The sequence below is a fragment of the Sphingomonas sp. Marseille-Q8236 genome, from assembly GCF_965112005.1.
Window position 1 is genome coordinate 939,505 of record NZ_CBCOPO010000001.1, and the last position, 21,759, is coordinate 961,263.

Genomic DNA, 21,759 nt, shown 5'->3' on the forward strand with positions numbered 1-21,759 from the left:
CTTTATGTCTCCGCGCTTATGCGCCGTTGATCATGCCATAGCCATGTTGTCGGAGAAATGCGTCATGATCCGGCATCAACGCGACCGATTTCCGCGTGACCTGTGCGATATGCGCCAGCCGTGCGGCGGCCTCATCCTCCGCCATGCCCAGTGCCAGCGGATCGAATCCCTGTGCCTTCAGCCCCTGCCCGTCCATCACCGCCAGCCAGCTCGTCTTGGTGAACAGCGCCTCGCCCTCACGATGGATTCGGCCGGTCGCGCGATAGATCGCCAGCCGGTCCCGCAGTGATCCCGGCACTTCCATATGGCGCAGATACCGCCAATAGGGCGTGTCGTCGCGCTCGGTCATGTGGAAGTGCAGGATCAGAAAATCCCGTATATCCGCCATTTCCTCGACCATCAGCCGATTATAGCGGCGCTGGTCCGCCGCTTCGAACCGCATTGTCGGCAGCATTTCGAGCAGCCGCGCGATACCGACCTGGATCAGATGGATGCTGGTCGATTCGAGCGGTTCGAGAAATCCCCCGGCAAGGCCGAGCGCGACGCAATTCCCCTGCCACAGACGCTCGCGCCGTCCCGCCCGGAAACGGAGCGCACGCGGCTCACCCATCGCCGCCCCGTCCAGCCCGGCGAGCAATCCTGCGGTCGCTTCATCCTCAGACAAATATCTACTGGCATAGACGATGCCGTTGCCGGTGCGATGCTGAAGCGGAATGCGCCATTGCCACCCCGCCCCATGCGCGGTCGAGCGGGTATAGGGGGTGAGCGCGCCGCTTCGCGCGCATGGGACCGCGATTGCCCGGTCATTGGGCAGCCAATGCCCCCAATCCTCGAACCCGACGCCCAGCGTCTCCCCCAGCAGCAGCGAGCGGAAACCCGAACAGTCGATGAAGAGATCGCCCGCCATCCGGGTGCCGTCCTGCATCACGATCGCATCGATCAGGCCATCGGCGCGGCGTTCGACATGGCCGACCCGCCCCTCGCGCCGCGTGACGCCCTGCGCCTCCGCTCGGCCCCGGAGGAAGCGGGCATAGAGCCCCGCGTCGAAATGATAGGCATAGCCAATATGCCCCAGCGGCGTATTGCCGGGGCGCGGCGTGGTGAACCGGTTGGCCCGCGCGCCCAAAGTTGCCAGCGCATAGCTGTTCAGCGGCTCCGCCCGGCCCATCTGTGCCATGCGCTGCCAGATCGCCTCGAATGGGATCAGCCCGAAATCATGGCCATAGGTGCCGAAGGGGTGGAAATAGCGATGCCCGGTCCGCCGCCAGTCGACGAATTCGATACCCAGCTTGAAGCTGCCATGGGTGGCCGCCACGAATTCACGCTCATCGATACCGAGCAGTACGTTGAAGGCCTGAATCGGCGGGATGGTCGCCTCGCCAACGCCGACCGTGCCGATCTCTTCCGATTCGATCAGGGTGATGGCGGGTCCGTTCGCGCCCAGGACACGCGAAAAGGCCGCCGCCGCCATCCAACCGGCGGTGCCACCCCCCAGGATGACGATCCGCCGGATCGCCGCGTCCTCCCCATGAGCCGGGCCGCTATCGGGTGATTGCCTCATTCGTCCGCTACCCCAGTCGAAAGACCGGCATGGGGACGGTCGCGCCCCCATGCCGAGTTTGGGGCCTTAATACAGGACGCGGATCGACGCACCGAAGCGCCGGTCGTTGAGCTGATATTGCAGCGGCGCGGCGGGCGTCCCGATATACAGCACGTTCATCCGGTTGTTTAGGTTCACCGCGTCGATCGACACCGCCAGATTCTTGGTCAGGTTGAGGTTCAGCGACGCATCGAGCGAGGCATAGGGCCTGGCATATTGCGCCTCGCCATTCGCACCGCTGCCCGTGGTGGCATCGAGATAGCTCGACCGCCAGTTCCACGCGACACGTGCGGTCACCGGCCCCTTCTCGTACAGGCCGATCAGATTATAGCTGTGCTTGGACAGCTTTTCGAGCGGCAGCGACGCGGGAGCATTGGCGTTGTTTCCCGCGAACGGATTGGCGACGTTGGAGTCGACATAGGTGTAATTCGCCTGGATACCTAGTCCGCTCAGCAGACCCGGCAGGAAGTCGAAGAACTGCTGATAACCGATCTCCGCCCCCTTCACCGTGCCGCTGCCCGAATTGACCACCGTGTTCACGTCATAGGCACGACCGCCATAGATGCCGACAATCCGGCCGCTTGCGAGGAAGCCGTTGACCTTCTTGTAGAACAGGCCGCCGGTCAGCGAGCCCGCGGGCGCGAAATACCATTCTGCGGTCAGGTCCAGATTGTCCGAGTCGATCGGGCTGAGCCGCGGATTGCCCGAGCTGGCGCTGGGCCGTCCGGTCGCGGGATTGACCTGGTTCGGATTGTTCAGCGTGATGTTGGTCGACAGCTGGTCGAAGTTGGGACGCGCTAGCCCCTTGGAATAGGCAAAGCGCATCTGGAACTCGTCGGTCAGGCGGGCGCGGAGATTCACGCTGGGCAGGACACGGTTATAGCGGTTCTTCAACGCCAGCGGCGCATTGGTACCGTCGGAATTGAACTGGGTGCCGTTCGAGGTCAGGTCGGTGCGGATGATCCGGGCGCCCGCGCTACCGTCGAAGCGGACGCCGCCCGCCTCGAACTCGTAATCGGCCATGCCCCAGGCCGTATAGGTCTTTTCCGTCTGGTTGTTCAGGTCGCCGGGGGTGAAGCTGTCCTTGGTCTTGGCGCCGAACAGCGCATAGAGCGCCTTGGTCTGTGCCCAGACGCCGTCACCCTGCGGGAAGGCCGGGTAGAGGATACCGCCCTTCACCGTGTTGCCGTCGAACCAGTTGGACGAGGGTCCGCGCATCGACAATTGCGGGAAGCGCGACAGCGGGATCAGGGCGGTGCCGCTGGGGGCGTCCGCACCCGGCGCATAACCCTGGTACAGGCCGACACCGTTCCACGTGCCGCGCAGATCGATCGTATTATCCGCATAGCGCGCACCGCCGCGCAGCATTTGCAGGACGCCGCCCTCGAATTCATATTCGATGTCATAGGCGAGCGCGAGCGTTTCGGCATCGTTGCGCTGGAGCGAGTCGGCGATGAAGGGCAGCGTATAATTGGCCGGATTGTTGAGCACCGAGGGATCGGTCACGTCCCAACGCGGATATTTGCCGCGCAGGTCGAACACCACGGTCGAGGGGTGCGGCGCGGTCAGCGCATTCTGACCCGACGCGCTGTAGAGCGACAGGACATGGCCGTTGCGATCGGCGTTATAATAGGATTTCAGATACTGGACGTCGAAATTGACCTTGGCCCGATCGGTCGCCTGCCAGCCGACATTGAAGGTATAGTTCTGGCTGGCGCTCCACAATTGCTGGTCGAAACGGCCCGTCTCGAAGGTCTGGGGCGATAGCGCGCCGCTGGTCGCATATCCTTCGTTGTTGAAGGTGAAGTTCGCCCCCGGCGCCGCGCTGGTGCCATAGGAGGTGACCTGCCCCGCCGAATTATATTGGTTGGAGCGGTTGTTGTAATCGTAATAATAGGCGCCGGTGCGGTTGAACCAATATTTGGTCCCCTGATACTGCGCCGTCACCAACACATCGTCATTGGCCTGCCACTGCAACGCGGCGGCGATGCCGAAGCGCCGGCGGTCGCCGGTATCGTCATAGATTTCAAAGCCATAGGGAATCTTGGCATTGGCGGGAGCATTGGCGATGGTGCCCGGCTGCGCCTCGGCGAAGGGGCCCGCGAGCAGGCCGTCCTGGCGATACTGGCTCTTGGAATAGACCGCGTTGACCAGGATGCCGATCTCACCGATCGCGCTGTCGTAACGATTGCTGTACAGACCGGAGATCGATCCGCCAAACTTGTCGACGCGGTCGTAATAATTGGCGCGCGCGGTCAGCGAGATGACCTGGCCCGCCGCGTCGAACGGCTTGCGGGTGCGCAGATTGACCGCACCGCCGATGCCGCCCTCGATGATATTGGCGGGTGCGTTCTTGTAGACATCGATACCGGCGAGCAGTTCGGGCGGAACCCCTTCCAGATCGAAGGCGCGGCCGCCCGAGGCCGAATAGACCGCGCGCCCGTCGAGGAAGTTCTGCACCTGGGTCAGGCCGCGCACGGTCACGGCGGGCTGGGTACGGTGATCGAAGTCGGTCGCGCCTTCGCCATAGCGGCGCTGGATCTGGACGCCGGTGATACGCTGCAGCGCTTCGGTGGTGTTGGCGTCGGGCAGCTTGCCGATGTCCTGCGCCTGGACCGAATCGACGATCTGGTCGGCATTGCGCTTGATCGCCTGCGCCGAACGAAGGCTCTCGCGAACGCCGGTGACGACGATATCCTGATCGCTGACATCGGATCGGGTCGCGGCCTGGTCAGCGGTCAGCGCCTGAGCGGATTGGGCCGTGGCCTGCACCTGCGCATGGGCCAAGGCCGGCGTGAGTGCGACCGCCGCCATGGACGTGCCGCACAGCAAAACACTGACGATCTTCATCGTGCATCCCCCCTTTTGAAACCGCATCTTCGTTCGAGACGCGTCGATTATTTGTCTGATTTATAGGAATATGCCGTTTCGGCCGCAACAGGAAATATGGACCCTATCGTCATTTTGAGCGCAATTTTTGGCCTTTTTCGTCTTAGATACTGAAATTGTTTAAGGTTTTTGGGCGTCGACAGGCATTGACGAATTCACGCCGCCGGGTCTTATAGCCTGACCTATTATCGGGAGCAGGTCGATGAAGCGGCAGGGGCGGCGGGTTGCACAGACAAATCGGGCCGTGCGAGGCGGACGGGCGGGCTGGGGCGCGACCCTCGTCCTCGCCCTAAGTCTTGCGGCTCCGGCCATGGCGCAACATGGCACCACGGCCCCTCCCGCTCCCCATGCCGACCCCGCCGTACCGATCACGCTGCGTCCCGCGATCGACCGGCCGTCGACGGTGTTCGAGGGCTGGGGCACCGCACTGGCGTGGTTCGCGCATGTCACCGGCGGTTGGCCGGAGGCGGAACGGACGCGGCTGGTCGATCTCTTCTATGGCCCACAAGGGCTAGGCTGGACGATCGCGCGCTACAATATCGGCGGCGGCAATGCGGCGGACACCGCGCCCTATATGAAGGTCGGGCGCGCGGTCCCCGGCTTCTGGCGGCAACCGGCCGGGGCGACCGGCAAGGACTGGTGGCATGCCGACGATCCCGCCATGTGGGACTGGACTCAGGACGCCAATCAGCGTTGGTGGCTGGACGCGATCACGGCACGGGTAAAGCAACCGATCTTCGAGGCTTTTTCCAACTCGCCCCCCTGGTTCATGACGGTCAGCGGGCGCGTGTCGGGCGCCGAAAAGGGCACTGACGACAATCTGCGTCCCGGTCAGGAAACCGCCTTCGCCTCCTATCTCGTCCAGGTCACCGATCAGCTGCAACGGCGGCACCGCATTCGTTTCCGCACCCTGTCACCGGTCAACGAACCCAATACCGACTATTGGTTCGCCGCCAATACGCAGGAAGGCGCGCATTGGTCGCCCGCGCGGCAGGCGCAGATGATCGACGCCACCGCCGCCGCGCTGAAGACGCGCAATCTTTCCACCGTCATCGCAGCGCCCGACGAAACCTCATCCAACCTGTTCGTCGAGGACTGGGCCGCCTATCCCGCCGCCACCCGTACCCGGATCGGGCAGCTCAACGTCCACAGCTATGGCACCGTCCACCAGACGGCGGTGCGCGACATCGCCCGCGCCTCGGGCATCAAGCTGTGGATGAGCGAGAACGACACGCCGTTGTCGCGCGATCCGGAGGATTTCACCGGTATGGCGACCCCCCTCGCCTTTGCCGAGCATGTCGTCGGCGATCTCAAGCGGCTGGAGCCCGCCGCCTGGGTTTTCTGGCAGGCGGTGGAGGATCTGAGCACGCGCAAAGGCGAGAAGGGCTCCAACTGGGGAATCGTCAAGGCGGATCTGATGGGCGCACCCGATCAGCCCCATGCGATCCACGTTACCGGCAAATATTGGGCGATGGCGCAGTTCAGCCGCCATATCCGTCCCGGTGACCGGCTGATCCCGGTGGACGATCAGGATACGGTGGGCGCACTGTCCCCGGACGGCCGCCGGCTGGTGCTGGTACATGTCAATCCGGGGCTGTCGCCGCGTCCGCTGACCGTCGCGGTGCCGGGTGAGTGGCGGCGGCAGACCTTCCTGACCGATGCGACTCACAAGGCGGAAGCGGTTCCGGGCGAGGTCGCGCCGCCGCGGTCGATCGTGACCTTGGTCTTGACGCGGTAGGGTTGAGTGGGACGTGGCCTACGACTGCGCTCTGGCTGAACGGGTCATGGAGATTGGTGGGGCGTGATACCAACGCTACGCTCCGCCTGAGCGAAGCCGAAAGCACGCGAAACCGCCGTCACATCCCCGCGTCAGGATCGGTCAGCCCGATCATCCGCCGCCCTGCCCGCCTTGCGAAGTTCAGCGTCGTCCTCTTGCGGATATGTGCGGGCAGCGGAACACTATGCGCCTCCCGCACGATCGCGGCGTCGTAACGGTCGGCGACGATGATCCCCGTCCGCTCCGGCAGAAAGGCCGGACTTTCCAGCGGCGACCAGTCGAATCCGGCGGGCACCGCCCAGTAAAAACGGTCGCAATGCGCCAGATAATCGGGCCATTTGCCGTCACCCAGCATATCCGCCCGCGACACCTTGATCTCGACCACGACGATCCCGCCCCGGGCATCCAGCGCCATCAGATCGGCACGACGGCCGCCCTCCAGCGGGACTTCGGGAATGGTGATGAGATCGTGGCGGAGCAGCATCCGGGTCACGCCACGCGCGACATCGGCGGCGCAGAGCGGAGACAGCGGATCGTCGACGCACGAAGCGGGCGGCATGTCCAACATACCGCCCGCTTAGAACATTTGGCGAACAAAAGCAAAGCCCCGCATCGGCGGGGCTGGAGGATCAGCGATAGAAGATATGGTTGCCGATCGCCGCGACCTTCTGCACGCGCACGCCAGGGCGGTTGCCGGGGGTGTTGAAATACAGGGCCTTGCCGGCGGTGCTGTCCCAAGCCTGGGCCAGTGCGACCTTCGCCACCGCGACGGCGGTGCGATAGGCGCTGCGCGAGGGGCTGACCGACGGGATCTCACCGTGGCGCACGAAGCTGAACTGCCCGCGCTGCTTGATGACATCGCACACCCCGGTGGGGAAACGGCCCGACTTGGTGCGGTTCAGGATGACCTGCGCCACGGCGAGTTGTCCGCTGAGCGGTTCACCCTGCGATTCGAAATAAATGGCACCGGCGAGACAGCGGAGCTCTTCGCTCGACGCCATGTCGTCCTGGGCCGCAACGGCCTCGGCCAGCGACTCGAAATCGTCGTCGCCGTCTTCATCCGTTTCAGAAACTTCGGAAAAATTGGGGAGCGGGGACATGGTGGCCCGGGCGCTCGTGGGAACCAGCGGCAGGTCGGCCGCGTTGATCCCGGAAACAGCCATTGCAGTGGCTGGTGCAACACCGCCGGCGACATTGGCCAGGCTGGGCGTGCTGGTGGCGAGGAGACCCGCCAGGGAAAGAGCCATGGCCGCAGACGCCGCGACTCGTTTGAATACCGTCATTCACTCGAACAAACATGCGGTTGGATCACGGACCCGAGCATTGCCCAAAGGCGCTCGTCCGGGCTTCCCCCCGACTGCGTAACCCACCGGATCGCACCCGATAAGCACAACGCGATATTAAGATGGGGGCGCTCGTGGCCGATCCGGCCTCGTTCGTCAATCGTTCAGGATCGTTTCAGCGGTGAACCGTTCTGCCGCAGCGCCATCCAGTTCCACGACCCAAAGGTCCGGATCGCGCGATCGGCGGCGTTGCCAATAGCCCGCGACGTCGTCTTTCGGGGTGGTATCGATCAGCGCGATACGGCCATCGGGACCGATTCCGCGCTCCAGCACGCGCTCGGTCCGGTCGGGGTCGATGGCGATCACCAATATGCCGCCCGCCTGCGCATCGCCTCGCGCCAGCACCATGCCCATGCCGCCGCTATCGTTCATCCGCCGAAGCAGCGCGGTGACCAGCATTCCGCTGGGCAGACGACCGTCCATCGCGTTCAGGCCGTCCGATAGCCGGGTAGGCCCGCCAACGCGATCTGCGAGCGCATGAAGGTCCCGGTGCCCCGCGCCACCTCTTCTCCACTGGCGTCGATCAGCCGCGCATCGGCGACGAAGACGCGCCGCCGCCCGCTGACCCAGCGTCCCTCGGCCATCACCTCCCCGGCCTTGACCGGACGCGTCAGCAGCAGGTTGAACTGCGTCGTCAGCAGGAAACGATCGGTGACCAGGCTGTTGCAGGCATAGAAGGCCGCATCGTCGAGCATCTTGAAATAGCTGGTGCCATGTGCGGCCCCGGCGGCGTGGTAATGCCGCTCGTCCACCTTGAAGCGAATACGCGCGATCCCCGGCTCGGGAATTTCAAGACGGGAGTCGAACAGGCGATTGATCGGAGCCTCGGCATAAAGAGCCTCCAGCGCCCGGAAATGCGCCGCCTCGCCCTCAGGCCGCGGCGTCACGCGCCTCGTCCTGGGTCAGCAAGGCCCAGATCGCATCGGGAGACCCCGCGCCACGCAGCTTGGCGACGAAACCCTTGTCGCGAAGACGGCGCGACACCCGGGCCAGCGCCTTGAGATGCGCCGATCCCGCATCGGCGGGGGAAAACATCGCGAAGACCAGGTCGACCGGCATATCGTCGACCGCCTGGAAATCCACCGGCTGGGCCAGCCGGGCGAACACGCCGACGATCTGGTCCAGTCCCGCCACCTTCCCGTGTGGAATCGCCACGCCCCCGCCAAAGCCGGTCGAGCCCAGCTTTTCGCGTTCGGTCAGAACATCGGCCAACAGCTTGGCATCCTGTCCCGCAGGTTCGGCGGCCGCAGCAGCCAGAGTCTGGAACAAGAGCTTCTTGTTGGCGGCGGATACACCCGCCAGCACCGTTTCATGGCGCAACAGATCGCTGAAATCGTTCATGGTCTTTCCGGTGCGCCCCCGCGCGGCCCGCCTATTAGCGGCCCGCGCGGAAGAACGATAGGGGTTATCCCGCCGACGAGGCTCTTTGCGGTTCGACCCAGCCGATGGTTCCGTCGCCCCGGCGATAGACCATATTATACGAACCGGTGCCCGAATTCTTGAACAACAGCGCCGCAGTATTGCGCAAATCGAGCATCATGACCGCGTCCGACACGCTGGCATCGGGAATATCGACCCGCGTTTCGGCGATGATCAGGGGCGCATCGCCCGCCTCGTCCTCATCGACCTGTTCGGCGAACAGGGTATAGCCCGCATCATAGGCCCCGGCTTCGGCCAGTTCGATTGCCTGCCCGGCATTGCGATCCTTCAGGCGGCGGGAATAGCGGCGAAGCTGTTTCTCGATCTTGGTCGCCGCGCCGTCGAACGAAAGATGCGCGTCCTGCGCGTCGTGACGGCCTTTCAGCACCAGGCCGCGAGTGACATGCATCACGATATCGCATTTGAAGCCGATGTCGTGCGGGCCCTTGCCGAACGTCACCTCGGACGACATGGCACGGGCGAAATATTTCTCGGCGATACCCTGAAGCCGGTCCGTCACATGGGTCCGCAGCGCGTCGCCCGTTTCGACCTGATGACCAGAAATCCGGATATCCATCGTCTTCTCCTTATGCACGTGGTGGGACGGTCCTTTTGGCCTGTCCCGTGGCGTCAACCGGACGCCTCGGCCCCCCAAATCGGATCTTTGATCCCCTTTAGAAACGCAGCATGGGCGGCAAGTTCCGCGTCATTGGGGCGGAAGATGCGGGGCGGACGGACTTTTGCCGGCGCGCGGGCGACGATGGTCGGGCCGGAATCGATCGCCGTCTCCGCCAGGAGACCGAGACCGATCTGGCGCCCGCCCATCAGCTCGACATAGACCTGCGACAGCAGTTGCGCGTCGAGCAGCGCCCCGTGGAGCACGCGGTGCGACCGGTCGATGCCATAGCGCGAACAGAGCGCGTCCAGCGTATGCTTGGCGCCGGGGTGCTTTTGTCGCGCGATGACGAGCGTGTCGACCATGCGGGTCTTCTCGCACACCGGCGCAAAGCCCAGCGCACCCAGTTCGCCGTTGATGAAGCCGAAGTCGAAGGTCGCGTTGTGCGCGATCAGCGGCGCGTCGCCGATAAAGTCCAGAAACTCAGCCACGCCCGCGGCAAAGACCGGCTTGTCCTTCAGGAACGCATCGGACAATCCATGGATCGCCTGCGCCTCTGGCGGCATAGACCGTTCGGGGTTGAAATAGGCGTGATAGGTGCGACCGGTCTCGACCCGGTTGACCAGTTCGACACAGCCGATTTCGACCAGCCGGTCGCCTTCCGAAAATTTGAACCCTGTCGTTTCGGTGTCGAAAACGATCTCTCTCATGAGCCGACTATCGGCCTTCATCGCCCCTCATGCAAGCGATCAGCCGCTGCACCGCCGCCTTTGTTTCGGCCAGCGGAATGTCGGTCGCGATGACGTGATCGGCGCGCGCGCGCTTTTCCACATCGGGCATTTGACGCCCCAGAATCGCGGCGAACTTGGCTTTGGTCATGCCGGGTCTTGCCAACACCCTTGCCTCCTGCACGGCCCGTTCTGCCGATACGACCAACGTCTTATCCACAGCCTTATCCCCGCCGGTTTCGAACAGCAGCGGCACGTCCACCACCACCAGGGCCGAGGCGGCATGGCGCGCCAAAAAGGCCGCCCTCTCCGTCTGAACTGCCGGATGGACGATCGCCTCCAGCCGTCGCATCGCGGAATCGTCGCCCAGCACGGCACGACCGAGCGCGGCGCGATTCACGCCCCCCGAATCGGTCGTGCCTGGAAAAGCCGCCTCGATCGCCGCGACCAGCCGCCCACCCGGTCCTTGCAGTTCATGGACACAGGCATCGGCATCGAACACCGGCACCCCCTCGTCACGAAACATCTGCGCGACGGTGGATTTGCCCATACCGATCGAACCGGTGAGGCCGAGAACGATCATGCCAGCAGGCGACGGCGCAATTCGTCGTCCCGGTCGCGCGGCGGCTCCGCCCCGAAGAAGAGCCGGAACGCCACCGCCGCCTGGCCGATCAGCATCTCCAGCCCATCGATCCTGGCCAAGCCCCTACCCCGCGCCGCCGCCAACAGCCCGGTTTCGAGCGGCGCATAGACGATGTCATAGACCACCGCCTCTGCGGGCAAGGCCGACAGGTCGAGGGCGAGCGGCGGCTGGCCCGTCATCCCCAGGCTGGTCGCATTGACCAGCAGCGCCGATGGCGGAACCGCTTCCCCGATCGGCAGCGCCTGCCCCTCGAGCCCGAAGGACGACAGCAAATCCGCCCCCTTCGCGACATCACGGTTGAACAGGGTCACCGGGCCGACCGCCATATCCGACAACGCGAACAGGATGGCGCGGGCCGCCCCCCCTGCCCCGATCACCGTCACCGGCTTGGCCGCGAGATCGAGTCCGGCCAGCGGCGCCGCAAATCCGGCCGCGTCGGTGTTGGTGCCGGTCAGCGCACCATCCTCCTCCCGGATGACCGTGTTGATCGCGCCGATCGATGTGCGAACATCCTCGCGATCCTCGACATGCGCCAGCGCCGCGACCTTGTGCGGCACGGTGATGTTGCAGCCGCGCCAGTCGGGATCTGCGGACCGCGTCGCGAAATAGCCGGGCAGTGCGTCGGGCGTGACGTGGGTGGCGCGATACTCCGCATCAATCCCCAGTGCCTCGAGCCAGAAGCTGTGGATAACCGGCGATTTGGTGTGGCCGATCGGATCGCCGATCACCTCCGCATAGGTCCTGGCCATCAGGCGGGCATCCATCCGCGCTCGCGCAAATAGCCCAGTATGGGGAGAAACGGCATGCCCAGAATGGTGAAATGGCTCCCCTCGATCCGCGAGAAGAGCTGGACGCCCGGTCCCTCGATCCGGAAACAGCCGACACAACCCGATATGGCGGGCCATTCCTGATCCAGATAGCGTGCGATAAAGGCCGGGGAGAGGGGGCGGACATGGAGCCTGGCGCGCTCGACATGCCGCCAGACGGGGCGGCCATGCTCGGCGATGACGGCGGCACTCCACAATTCATGGCTGCCACCGCTCATCCGCGCGAGATGCTCGGCCGCTTCCTCGCGGCTCTCGGGCTTGTCGAGCAGCGTGCCGTCGGCCAGCGCGACGATCGAATCCGACCCGAGCACCGGAACCGGCCCGGCATTTGCCGACACCTTCACCGCCTTCATCTCGGCCAGCGCGTCGGACAGGTCGCGGGGGGACGAACCCGCCATCGCCGCCTTGACCGCCGCTTCGTCGACGCGGGCGGGCAGGGCTTCATAGGCGACCCCGGCGGCGTCGAGCATCGCCCGGCGCGAGGCGCTTTGCGAGGCAAGGATGATCATGCGTCGGTCTTTCTTTGATTCACGAGGGAGATGATCGCCGCCGCCGTTTCCTCGATCGAACGGCGGGTCACGTCGATCACCGGCCAGTCATTATCGGCGAACATCCGGCGGGCGAAGGTGAGTTCGCGGTTCACCGCCTCCTGCGCGACATAGTCGGTGTCGGGCGCCTGGTTGAGCGAGAGCAGCCGGTTGCGCCGGATCGCGATCAACCGATCCGCGCTGGTGGTCAGCCCGACGACCAGCGGATTTCTTAGCGTGAACAGCGACGGGGGCGGGGGGCTTTCGACCACGATCGGGATGTTGGCGGTCTTGAAGCCGCGATTGGCGAGATAGATGGAGGTCGGCGTCTTGGACGAGCGGCTGACCCCGGCCAACACGATATCGGCTTCCTCCCATTCCTCCCACGCGATGCCGTCGTCATGCGCGATGGTGAACTGGATCGCATCGACCCGCGCGAAATAGGCGGCGTCCAGGACATGCTGGCGGCCGGGCCGCATCTTGGCCTGAACGCCCAACAGCCCCGACAATGCGGCGTTGACCGGGTCGAGCGGCGCGACGGTGGGCAGGCCCAGCGCATGACACCGGCTTTCCAGGATGCGTCGGGTCGCCGGGTTGACCAGCGTGTAGATGACCAGCCCCGGATTCTGCGCGATCTCCTGAAGGATACGCTCCAGATGGCTTTCGGTGCGGACCATCGGCCAGAAGTGCCGGACGGTTTCCACATCGTCATATTGCGCCAGCGCCGCCTTGGCGATGTTCTCCAGCGTTTCGCCCGTGGAATCGGACAAAAGGTGGAGGTGGAGCCGCGTCGTCATGACCGGCCTAATGACTCTGTGGATAACATGGGAAGAATCGGTAGCGTAACTTCGCCGACCGGCCAAGCGGCGGACCGGCGGTGGATAACGACCGATTCGTCCACAATGAATCTCACAGGCCCGATTCTTTTCCACAGCCTGTGAGTTACGGGGGTCATGAATCCGAATCCCGTTGAATCGGCGATTCCCCATGAGTCAACGTGTTGGCATATCGGGGAGAGCCGCATAATCCCGACAACCAACGTGCCAACCACTTCAACAATCCATTCTTAGAATCTTCTTATTTAGAAGAAGGGGGGTCTCCTGACCGACGTTGCGATTCAAAAACCCCTGCTCGCCGTGCTTTCGGGTGAGCGGCAGGCAACGCCACCGATGTGGCTCATGCGACAGGCCGGGCGCTATCTGCCGGAGTATCGCGCATTGCGGGCAGAGAAGGGGGGCTTCCTGGCTTTGGCCACCGATCCGGCGGCGGCGGCCGAGGTGACGGTGCAGCCGATCAGGCGGTTCGGGTTCGATGGCGCGATCCTGTTCTCCGACATCCTGATGGTCCCATGGGCGCTGGGCCAGGATCTGAGCTTCGGGGTGGGCGAGGGGCCGCGTCTGGCGCCTGCGCTGGTCGATCATGCGCTGAATGCCCTGGAGCGCGTCCCTGAGCGGCTCGACCCGGTCTATGCCACCGTGGCAGGGGTGAAGGCGCAATTGCCGTCCCAGACCAGCTTCCTGGGCTTTGCGGGCTCTCCCTGGACGGTCGCGACCTATATGGTGGCGGGGCAGGGGTCCAAGGACCAGGGCGAGACGCGGCGCTTCGCCTATGCCGATCCGGCCGGGTTCGGGGCGATCATCCAGGCCATCGTGGACATGACGGTCGACTATCTGGCGGGGCAGGTCGCCAACGGGGTCGAGGCGGTGCAGCTGTTCGACAGTTGGGCGGGCTCATTGTCCCCGGCGCAGTTCGAGCGCTGGGTGATCGCGCCCAATGCCGCGATCGTCGACGGCTTCCGCAAACGCTGCCCCGGCGTGCCGGTGATCGGCTTCCCCAAGGGCGCCGGTGGCAAGCTGCCCGCCTATGCCCGCGAGACGGGGGTGGACGCGGTCGGGCTGGACGAGACGGTCGATCCGGTCTGGGCGGACGCCTATCTGCCCAAGGGCTTGCCGGTGCAGGGCAATCTCGACCCGCTGGCGCTGATCGCCGGGGGCGAGGCGCTGGACGGAGCGGTCGATCGCATCCTCGCCGCCTTTGGCGACCGGCCGCATATCTTCAATCTGGGGCATGGCATATTGCCCGACACGCCGATCGCGCATGTCGAGCGGCTGATCGCCCGTGTGAGGAAGGACCTATGATCGGACTATTGGGGGCTGCCTATGAATGGATGAAGGCGGCGCATATCATCTTCGTGATCTTCTGGATGGCGGGGCTGTTCATGATGCCGCGCTATCTGGTCTATCATCAGGAGGCTCTGGTCGCGGGTGATGCGACGGACGCCGCGCGCTGGGTCGAGCGCGAGGGCAAGCTGCGTTCGATCATCCTGACGCCTGCGATGATCGCGGTCTGGGTGCTTGGGCTGCTGCTGGCGGTGTCGCTGGGGCTGTTCTCGGGCGTGCCCGGACTGGGCTGGCTCCATGCCAAGCTGTTCTTCGTGCTGCTGCTCAGCGGCTATCATGGCTGGATGGTCGGCTATGCGAAGAAGCTGGCGCGCGGGGAGACGAAGCTGACCGGCAAGCAATTGCGCATGATCAACGAAGTGCCCGCGCTGGCGGCAACGATCATCGTCGTGCTGGTGGTCATCAAACCGTTCTGAACAGGAGCCGGAGACGCGGGTGCTTCGCCCGCGTCTCCATTCCCCATTGACTTGGGGGTCTTCGAATCCTAACTCGGCACCTGTACGGCGCGGTCCTCGCGTCGGGTACGCTTCCTTATCGACAGCCTCGTTTCGCCGCGATCATCGCCGACCGACGCCCTCCGACCATCCGGACCGATCATGCATCTGAAAGACCTCAAGAAGAAAACCCCCGCCGACCTCGTGCAGCTGGCCGAGGAATTGGGGGTCGAGAGCGCGTCCACGCTGCGCAAGCAGGACCTGCTGTTCGCCATCCTGAAGGAGCAGGCGGAGAAGGGCGACCAGATCATGGGCCTGGGCACGATCGAGGTGCTGCCCGACGGTTTCGGCTTCCTGCGCTCGCCGGAAGCCAATTACCTGGCCGGGCCGGACGACATTTATGTCTCGCCCAATCAGGTGCGCAAGCACGGCCTGCGCACCGGCGACACGGTGGAAGGCGAGATCCGCGCGCCCAAGGACGGCGAGCGCTATTTCGCGCTGACCAAGCTGACCAGCGTCAATTTCGACGATCCGGAAGCGGTCCGCCACCGCGTCAACTTCGACAATCTGACGCCGCTCTATCCCGAGCAGAAGCTGATCCTCGACCCCGCCGACCCGACCCAGAAGGACAAGTCGGCGCGTGTCATCGATATCGTCTCGCCTCAGGGCAAGGGCCAGCGCACGCTGATCGTGGCACCGCCGCGCGTGGGTAAGACGGTGATGTTGCAGAACATCGCCAAGGCGATCACCGACAACCACCCCGAAGTCTTCCTGATCGTCCTCCTCATCGACGAGCGTCCGGAAGAAGTCACCGACATGCAGCGCTCGGTGCGCGGCGAGGTCGTCTCCTCGACCTTCGACGAACCGGCGCAGCGCCACGTCCAGGTCGCCGAGATGGTGATCGAAAAGGCCAAGCGCCTGGTCGAGCACAAGAAGGATGTGGTCATCCTGCTCGACTCGATCACCCGTCTGGGCCGCGCCTACAACACCGTGGTCCCGTCCTCGGGCAAGGTGCTGACCGGCGGTGTCGATGCGAACGCGCTCCAGCGGCCCAAGCGCTTCTTCGGCGCGGCGCGCAACATCGAGGAGGGCGGCTCGCTCTCGATCATTGCCACCGCGCTGATCGACACGGGCAGCCGCATGGACGAGGTCATCTTCGAAGAGTTCAAGGGCACCGGCAACTCGGAAATCGTCCTCGACCGCAAGGTGGCGGACAAGCGTATCTTCCCGGCGATGGACGTGGGCAAGTCGGGCACCCGCAAGGAAGAGCTGCTGGTCGAAAAGGACAAGCTGTCCAAGATGTGGGTGCTGCGCCGCATCCTGATGCAGATGGGCACGATCGACTCGATGGAGTTCCTGCTCGACAAGATGAAGAACTCGAAGACCAACGAGGATTTCTTCGACTCGATGAACCAGTAAGGGCGGGGCGGGGGCACCAACCCCGCCGACGCTACGGTTTGATGGGTTCGCCGGCGGGAAATAGGCCCGCTTGCGAACCCATTTTCGTTTTGAGGCGTTAGCAGGCCCGATCCCACCCCCTTTCGGGATCGTGCCGGTCCAAGCACGGCACGGCCGCGTCGTTGCTTACCACGCGACGCGGCCAAACGGGGGAGCGCCCCAGTTCGAACAGTTTCTCCCCCTCCGTTCAGCCTGAGCGGGGTCGAAGGCCAAGGGTGTCCGTTGGCGAAACGCGCACCATGCGCTTCGACGTCGCTCAGCGGGAATGGAAAGGGAGTGAGAGACGCTCCAGCCCCTTACGGCCGGGTGCGTCCGCCGCCCATGCCACCGCCCTGGCCAGCACCCGCGCCCGGTGCACCCACCGCGCCGATATTGCCGAACAGATCCTGGAAGAAGCCGCGCTCGCGACCCAGGGTCGGCGTGGTCTTGCCATAGGGCGAGATGTCCGCGACCTGATCCAGCCCGGCGCGACGGATCGTCGTCACATTGCCCGCCTTGTCGAAGCTGATCTGAAGCGTGATCTGCGACGAGGGATGGGGCAGGGTATAGCCCAGATTGCGGCTGTCGCGCGCGACATAATACCAGTCGGTCCCGCCGAACTGGCTGCTGATCGTCGGAGTGCCCAGCGTCTGGAGCACCGACTGGCGGTTGTCGACGCCCGGCTGGATCGAGTTGACGAGATCGACATCGACCACATAACCCTGATGCGACCGCAGCGGCGTACAGGCGGACGCGGCCAAGGCCATCGCCAGGCCGAGCCCGAGGGCGGCGCGGGTGGAAGAAACGCTCATCATCATCTCCGGGCCGGATCATCGGCCGCACAGGCAGGTATACAGGCGACCGATCCGCTCGACCGTCACCCCCTCGATATGCGAAGGGAAAGGCGCATACAAGCAATTCGCGCGCGGCTGATCGTGCGGCAAGGACGGAGGGGCGCATGGTTCTGGGAACGCTCAAGCGGGGAATCGCGCGCTATTTCGGACGCGATGGCGATCAAGCCCTGCCGCTGTACAATGCGGTGGTGCTGCGGGCGCGCGAACCGCATTGGTATCTGGCCGGTGCGGTGCCCGACACGGTCGATGGCCGGTTCGACATGATCGCGGCCGTCCTGTCGGTGGTGCTGATCCGTCTGGAGGCCATGCCCGAAGGCGCAGGCCCGGCGGCGCGGTTGACCGAGCGCTTCGTCACCGACATGGACGGACAGCTTCGCGAGCTGGGCATCGGCGACATCGTGGTCGGCAAGCATATCGGCCGGATGATGGCGATGCTCGGCGGCCGCCTGACCGCCTATCGCGCGGGGCTGGCGGGGGAGGGGGAGGCGTTCGACGCCGCGCTGCTCCGCAATCTGTATCGCGGAGAGGTCCCCGCCGATCCGAACGCCATCGCCCATGTTCGCGAGGCGCTTCGTACCCTACATAGCGGGCTGGCGGACGTATCGCTCGCCCGACTGATGCTTGGAGAATTACCGTGACCCCCGAATGGAGCCGCCCCGAAAAGATCGATACGATCGGCGAGCGGGAAAAGCCGATCGCGATCGAGGCCAATGACGACGAACGCCGTGCGCTGGCCGGACGGTTCGGGCTGCTGGCGATCGACGCACTGAACGCGGAGCTGGTGGTGCGACGCGACGCGATGGGCATCCTCGTCACCGGCACGGTGCGGGGTTCGGTGGTTCAGCCCTGCTCGGTCACGGGCGATCCCGTTCCCGCGACGGTCGACGAGCCGGTGGCGCTTCGCTTCGTCGAGCCGACCGCCCATGGGGCGGAGGAGGAAATCGAACTGTCCGAAGACTCGCTCGACACGATTGAGATCGAAGGCGGCACGATCGACCTGGGTGAGGCAGCGGCGGAAACCATGGCGCTGTCGCTGGACCCGTTCCCGCGCAGCCCCAATGCCGCGACGGCGCTCAAGGAAGCAGGGGTCATCAGCGAGGACGAGGCCGGACCCTTCGGCGCGTTGGCCGGGCTGAAGGCGAAGCTCGAGGGCAAGTCCTGATTCAACGGAACCTGTGGAGCGGCAGGGGCGAGGGGACGCCCCGCTAAGGCGTATCCGGCCCCAGCGTCGGGTCCAGATCGCGCGGCCGGATGAACGCCACCAGCGTTGCGCTATGCGGCTGAACCTCGTCCCAGCGGGTGATCGGCAAGGTCATCTGCGCGACGGTGGCGGTGGGATATTTGTCCTCCACCCGCTCGCGCAATTCGCTGTCCAGCGCCAGTTCGAGGACCAGATCCTCCAGCCCCGGATTATGCCCGACCAGCAGGACGTGATCCGCCTCATCCGGCAGGGCATGCACCCGGTCGAGCAGGCTGGGGGCGGAGGCGAGGTACATCGCCTTGTCCCACACTGGCGCCAGCGTCCGGCCATAGCCGCCCCACACTTCGTCCAGCGTCTCCATCACGCGAATGGCGGGGGAGGCGACGATATGGTCGAATTGCAGATCGAGCGATTTCAGATGCCGTCCGATCATCGCGGCGGCGCGGCGGCCCTTGGCGTTGAGGGGCCGGTCGAAATCGCGGGAGACCGGATCGTCCCAGCTCGATTTGGCATGGCGAAGCAGCGTCAGCGTCTTCATCGGACCGGATACTCCGTCGCGGCGGCGGGCAGCGTTTCGCTGTTTCCATGCCCGATCCCGGCGTCGGAGGAAAGCCGCGCCGCGACCCGCGCGACCGCTTCGTCCAGCGTCACCCGGGTGACCGCAACCCCCGGCGGAAAGGCGTCGCGCAACCGCGACGGCATGGCGGCAGACAGAAGCACGAACGCACCGCGATCGTCCGCGCGCCGGATCAACCGCCCGAACGCCTGTGCCATACGCGCGCGCACGATCCGGTCGTCATAGGCGCTGCCGCCCCCCGCCAGTTTGCGCGCCGCATGAAGGACGGTGGGCTTGGGCCATGGCACCCCCTCCATCACCACCAGCCGCAGCGAGGAGCCCGGCACGTCCACACCGTCGCGAAGCGCATCGGTACCCAGCAGCGAGGCGGACGGATCGTCGCGAAAAATATCGACCAGCGTGCCCGTATCGATCGGATCGACATGCTGGGCATGAAGGGCCAGCCCCTCGCGCGCCAGCCGGTCGGCGATGCGGCCATGGACACCGCGCAGTCGTCGGATGGCGGTGAACAGCCCCAGCGTCCCGCCCTTCGCCGCCTCGATCAGTCGCGCATAGGCGTTGGCGAGTTGGGGAATGTCGCCACGTTTCACATCGGTGACGATCAGGACCTCGGCACGGTCGGGATAATCGAACGGGCTTTCCGCGACGAAATGAGCGGGGCTTCGCGCCAGATGCGGTGCTCCGCTTCGCGCCTCGGCCACATCCCAATCCCCTCCGGCGCGCAAGGTTGCGGAGGTGACGACCGCGCCATGCGCGGGTTTCAGCACGATTTCGGCAAAAGGCCGGGTGGGGTCCAGCCAATGGCGATGGAGCCCGATATCATATTCGCGCCCCTCCACCCGATCGACCGCCAGCCAGTCGACGAAATCGGGATCGACCGGCCCGCCGATCCGCGCCAGCAGCGATAGCCAGGCGGCCACCGTCTCCGCGCGCCACGCGATCGAGGCGATCGCACCCTCCACTCGCGCGCGCGCCGGTCCGTCGAGCCAGTCCGGTGCCTCATGCAGCACCGCCTCCAGCCGCTGCCCCAAAGTCACCAGCGGGCGCAGCAGCGCGTCGAGCGCATGGGCGGCAGGTCCAGCGGCGTCGATCAGTTCGGGCGAGGGGTCGGCGAGTTCGGTCTCCAGACCATAGCCCGCATCGCCCGGCTGTTCGGCACGAGCGAAGGCCAGGCCTCGCACCGCCGCCAGCAGCGTCTCGATCGGGCCGAAGGGCTGCCCCTCTGCCAGTCGGCCGAGCCAGCCTTCGCTCGCCAGCGCATGGGCGGCCTGCACCGCATCGCCGATCGCGCGGTTGCCGCCCTCATCATAGCTGGCGACATCGGATAGCCGTGCGGCCAGACCGCGGCGGCGTCCGCGCGATCCGGCTTCGGGGCCGAGAATCCAGCGCCGCAACTCGATCGTCTCCGCCCCGGTCAGCGCGGTGGCGAACATCGAATCCGCCGCATCGAACAGGTGATGTCCCTCGTCGAAGACATAGCGGGTCGGCCGCGTCTGAGTCTCGCGCCCACGCGCGGCGTTGACCATGACCAGCGCATGGTTGGCGATGACGATATCCGCTTGCACCGAGGCGCGGGCAGCCCGCTCGATGAAGCATTTCCGATAATGCGGACACCCGGCATAGACGCACTCGCCGCGCCGGTCGGTCAGCGCGGCCGACCCGTTGCGACGGAACAGGGTGGTCAGCCAGCCGGGCAGGTCGCCGCCCACCATATCGCCGTCGCTGGTATAGGCAGCCCAGCGCGCGACTAGTTGCGCCAGCACCGCCGCGCGTCCGGCAAAGCCGCCTTGCAGCGCATCCTCCAGATTGAGCAGGCAGAGATAATTTTCCCGCCCCTTGCGGGTGACGACGCGTTCCTTGCGCAGCACGGCATCGGGAAAGATACGCGCGGTCTCGCCGCTCAACTGGCGTTGTAGCGCTTTGGTATAGGTCGAGATCCACACCGCGCCGCCCGCCCGCTCGGCCCACAGGCTGGCGGGGGCGAGATAGCCCAGCGTCTTGCCGATGCCCGTGCCTGCCTCGGCCAACACCATATTGGGTGTGTCACGCACCGCGCGCGGCGCGAAGGCGGCGGTGACGGCGGCGGCATAGGCGCGCTGACCGGGGCGTTCCTCCGCGCCCTCGCCCGTCAGATGGCGCAAGCGGTCTTCCGCGTCTTGCGGGGGTAGATCGATGGTGCGCGGGGCGGGGCGTGGGGCGTCCTCCTCCCATTCGAGCAGGGCGCTGAACAGCCATCGCTCGTTGCGTTTGGGGCGAGTGAGGCGCGGGCCGATCAGCGGCGCCCATGGCCAGCGCAGCCGGGCGAGACTCTGCGCGGCGGTCCATGCCCCCTCGCGCTCGGGCCAGGCACCATCGGGGGTGGCGAGCAACGTCTCGGTCGCCTGGAGCAGAAAGGTGGCCACCTCCGCGTCACTCCGCGGCGGTTCCAGGCCACAGGCACGGGCGAGGCCATGCGGGGTCGGCACCGCGAACCGGGCGGGTCGCAAAAAGGCGAAGAGTTCGAGCAGGTCGAGGCCCGACAGTTCGGCATAGCCCAGGCGCTGCCCGATCAGCGGCGCGTTGAGCAGGATCACCGGCGTCTCGGCGGCCAGTCCGATCGCTTCGCCACGCGAGACGGCGCGCGTCTGTCCCTGGGTGGATATCCACACGCCGCTATGGCTGGCGTGCAGGGCGGGGTAGGGAGGCGCGGTCACAAGCGAGGATATCG

At 65.4% G+C, this 21,759-nt stretch carries 22 protein-coding genes; 6 read left to right on the forward strand and 16 right to left on the reverse strand.

Features of this window, described 5'->3' with window-relative positions:
* Positions 1-16: 16 nt before the first annotated feature.
* Together ACWPWT_RS04415 and ACWPWT_RS04420 are read right to left on the reverse strand one after the other, a co-directional pair.
* On the reverse strand, positions 17-1,561 hold the full coding sequence (locus ACWPWT_RS04415) for a tryptophan halogenase family protein (RefSeq protein ID WP_454278724.1): 1,545 nt from the start codon (positions 1,559-1,561) through the stop codon (positions 17-19).
* A gap of 66 nt (positions 1,562-1,627) precedes the next feature.
* Positions 1,628-4,450: a TonB-dependent receptor gene (locus ACWPWT_RS04420; protein WP_454278725.1), complete on the reverse strand. Its 2,823-nt coding sequence runs from the start codon at positions 4,448-4,450 to the stop codon at positions 1,628-1,630.
* Between the two features lie 349 nt (positions 4,451-4,799).
* Here ACWPWT_RS04420 and ACWPWT_RS04425 point away from each other — a divergent pair, with 349 nt between their 5' ends.
* The gene (locus ACWPWT_RS04425) at positions 4,800-6,227 is read left to right on the forward strand and encodes a glycoside hydrolase (protein ID WP_454278726.1); all 1,428 of its coding nucleotides are present in this window, start codon (positions 4,800-4,802) and stop codon (positions 6,225-6,227) included.
* 118 nt (positions 6,228-6,345) lie between these two features.
* On the opposite strand, the gene ACWPWT_RS04430 is transcribed toward ACWPWT_RS04425, so the two are convergent.
* From ACWPWT_RS04430 to ACWPWT_RS04480, 11 genes are all read right to left on the reverse strand, one after another.
* Complete coding sequence (locus ACWPWT_RS04430; RefSeq protein ID WP_454278727.1) at positions 6,346-6,834, reverse strand: MmcB family DNA repair protein; 489 nt, start codon at positions 6,832-6,834, stop codon at positions 6,346-6,348.
* A gap of 61 nt (positions 6,835-6,895) precedes the next feature.
* Entirely contained in the window at positions 6,896-7,549 is a 654-nt protein-coding gene (locus ACWPWT_RS04435; RefSeq protein WP_261268417.1) for a cell wall hydrolase, read from the reverse strand.
* Between the two features lie 156 nt (positions 7,550-7,705).
* Entirely contained in the window at positions 7,706-8,032 is a 327-nt protein-coding gene (locus ACWPWT_RS04440; protein ID WP_454278728.1) for a DUF1491 family protein, read from the reverse strand.
* 5 nt (positions 8,033-8,037) lie between these two features.
* Positions 8,038-8,496: a PaaI family thioesterase gene (locus tag ACWPWT_RS04445; protein ID WP_261268419.1), complete on the reverse strand. Its 459-nt coding sequence runs from the start codon at positions 8,494-8,496 to the stop codon at positions 8,038-8,040.
* Positions 8,480-8,950, reverse strand: a complete 471-nt coding sequence (locus tag ACWPWT_RS04450; RefSeq protein ID WP_261268420.1) for a PTS sugar transporter subunit IIA — start codon at positions 8,948-8,950, stop codon at positions 8,480-8,482. Before ACWPWT_RS04450 ends, ACWPWT_RS04445 begins: the two co-directional genes overlap by 17 nt.
* A 64-nt stretch (positions 8,951-9,014) precedes the next feature.
* Positions 9,015-9,605 (reverse strand): ribosome hibernation-promoting factor, HPF/YfiA family, encoded by a 591-nt coding sequence (hpf, locus tag ACWPWT_RS04455; protein WP_261268421.1) that lies wholly within the window; start codon positions 9,603-9,605, stop codon positions 9,015-9,017.
* 53 nt (positions 9,606-9,658) lie between these two features.
* The gene (gene dnaQ, locus ACWPWT_RS04460; protein ID WP_261268422.1) at positions 9,659-10,354 is read right to left on the reverse strand and encodes a DNA polymerase III subunit epsilon; all 696 of its coding nucleotides are present in this window, start codon (positions 10,352-10,354) and stop codon (positions 9,659-9,661) included.
* A gap of 7 nt (positions 10,355-10,361) precedes the next feature.
* Positions 10,362-10,955 carry a dephospho-CoA kinase gene (coaE, locus tag ACWPWT_RS04465; RefSeq protein WP_454278729.1) on the reverse strand — a complete coding sequence of 198 codons (594 nt, stop codon included), beginning with the start codon at positions 10,953-10,955 and terminating at the stop codon, positions 10,362-10,364.
* A complete protein-coding gene (aroE, locus tag ACWPWT_RS04470) occupies positions 10,952-11,764 on the reverse strand; it encodes a shikimate dehydrogenase (protein WP_454278730.1) in 813 nt (270 codons plus the stop codon). Before aroE ends, coaE begins: the two co-directional genes overlap by 4 nt.
* Positions 11,764-12,351, reverse strand: coding sequence for a Maf family protein (locus ACWPWT_RS04475; RefSeq protein WP_454278731.1), 588 nt, complete (start codon positions 12,349-12,351; stop codon positions 11,764-11,766). The genes aroE and ACWPWT_RS04475 overlap by 1 nt, the downstream gene beginning before the upstream one ends.
* A complete protein-coding gene (locus tag ACWPWT_RS04480; RefSeq protein ID WP_261268426.1) occupies positions 12,348-13,166 on the reverse strand; it encodes a pyruvate, water dikinase regulatory protein in 819 nt (272 codons plus the stop codon). Before ACWPWT_RS04480 ends, ACWPWT_RS04475 begins: the two co-directional genes overlap by 4 nt.
* A gap of 318 nt (positions 13,167-13,484) precedes the next feature.
* Between ACWPWT_RS04480 and hemE the strand changes: the two genes are divergently transcribed.
* From hemE to rho, 3 genes are all read left to right on the forward strand, one after another.
* Complete coding sequence (gene hemE, locus ACWPWT_RS04485; RefSeq protein WP_454279884.1) at positions 13,485-14,507, forward strand: uroporphyrinogen decarboxylase; 1,023 nt, start codon at positions 13,485-13,487, stop codon at positions 14,505-14,507.
* Positions 14,504-14,965, forward strand: coding sequence for a CopD family protein (locus ACWPWT_RS04490; protein ID WP_454278732.1), 462 nt, complete (start codon positions 14,504-14,506; stop codon positions 14,963-14,965). The genes hemE and ACWPWT_RS04490 overlap by 4 nt, the downstream gene beginning before the upstream one ends.
* A 180-nt stretch (positions 14,966-15,145) precedes the next feature.
* On the forward strand, positions 15,146-16,402 hold the full coding sequence (rho, locus tag ACWPWT_RS04495; RefSeq protein ID WP_042486922.1) for a transcription termination factor Rho: 1,257 nt from the start codon (positions 15,146-15,148) through the stop codon (positions 16,400-16,402).
* A gap of 335 nt (positions 16,403-16,737) precedes the next feature.
* On the opposite strand, the gene ACWPWT_RS04500 is transcribed toward rho, so the two are convergent.
* A complete protein-coding gene (locus ACWPWT_RS04500; RefSeq protein ID WP_405051340.1) occupies positions 16,738-17,238 on the reverse strand; it encodes an outer membrane protein assembly factor BamE in 501 nt (166 codons plus the stop codon).
* A gap of 140 nt (positions 17,239-17,378) precedes the next feature.
* Here ACWPWT_RS04500 and ACWPWT_RS04505 point away from each other — a divergent pair, with 140 nt between their 5' ends.
* Positions 17,379-17,912, forward strand: coding sequence for a ubiquinol-cytochrome C chaperone family protein (locus ACWPWT_RS04505; protein WP_454278733.1), 534 nt, complete (start codon positions 17,379-17,381; stop codon positions 17,910-17,912).
* A complete protein-coding gene (locus ACWPWT_RS04510; protein ID WP_454278734.1) occupies positions 17,909-18,436 on the forward strand; it encodes a YceD family protein in 528 nt (175 codons plus the stop codon). The genes ACWPWT_RS04505 and ACWPWT_RS04510 overlap by 4 nt, the downstream gene beginning before the upstream one ends.
* Before the next feature lie 43 nt (positions 18,437-18,479).
* Here the strand turns inward: ACWPWT_RS04510 and ACWPWT_RS04515 are convergent, their stop codons facing one another.
* Positions 18,480-19,013, reverse strand: coding sequence for a SixA phosphatase family protein (locus ACWPWT_RS04515; RefSeq protein ID WP_454278735.1), 534 nt, complete (start codon positions 19,011-19,013; stop codon positions 18,480-18,482).
* Complete coding sequence (locus tag ACWPWT_RS04520; protein ID WP_454278736.1) at positions 19,010-21,745, reverse strand: ATP-dependent DNA helicase; 2,736 nt, start codon at positions 21,743-21,745, stop codon at positions 19,010-19,012. The genes ACWPWT_RS04515 and ACWPWT_RS04520 overlap by 4 nt, the downstream gene beginning before the upstream one ends.
* Between the last annotated feature and the right edge of the window lie 14 nt (positions 21,746-21,759).